The following is a 652-nucleotide window of genomic DNA, read 5'->3' as shown; positions in this document are numbered from 1 at the left end:
CGACGAGGTCGGTGGCGGCCACGATGGGGGCCACGGACAGGAAGCTCGGGACCACCGCGGCGACCGTGCGGGAGAGGCCGTCGGCGGCGAGGGCGTCATCGATGCGGCGCGAAAGGTAGCGCGTGTGGCTCACGTCCAGGTGGCGAAGCGAAGCGAACAGCGGCATCGTCAGGCGGTCGCGGATCTCCGAATGATCGGAGCGGACCACGCACACGAACTGTTCCAGCAGCAGCCCCTCGTTGCGGAACTCCCGTTCCAGGTCCTCGCGGTTGCCGATGGCGAGGTCGATCTCGCCGCCGCGCAGGTCCTGCGCCACGGCCGGGTGCTCGCTGGCGACCACGTCCAGCTCGACCCCGGGGGCGGCGCGCGCGAGGTGATCCAGCAGCCGGGGGAGGATCACCGAGTCGCCGTAGTCGCTCATGGCCAGGCGGAAACGGTGCTGGGAGTGGGCGTAGTCGAACAGCCACTGCTCGGAGAGCGTATGGCGGACCAGCGTGAGCGCCTCGCGGATGGGGCCGGCGAGCTGACGCGCGCGCGGCGTAGGGGTCATGCCCCGGGCCTGGCGTACGAACAGCGGGTCATGGAAGAGCTCGCGCAGGCGGTTGAGTGCGTTGCTGGTCGCGGGCTGGCTCATCTCCAGGCGTGCTGCCGC

Annotated in this window: 1 protein-coding gene; it reads right to left on the bottom strand. The window is 71.0% G+C overall.

The window, feature by feature from the left end; all coding sequences use genetic code 11:
- A partial coding sequence (locus G7A99_RS23400) for a LysR substrate-binding domain-containing protein (RefSeq protein ID WP_240466402.1) occupies positions 1-634 on the bottom strand: 634 nt, incomplete at its 3' end.
- Positions 635-652: the final 18 nt, after the last annotated feature.

Source organism: Arhodomonas sp. KWT, from assembly GCF_010993615.1.
The sequence above is the reverse complement of the archived record's forward strand: the minus strand, read 5'-3'. Positions and strand labels throughout refer to the sequence as shown.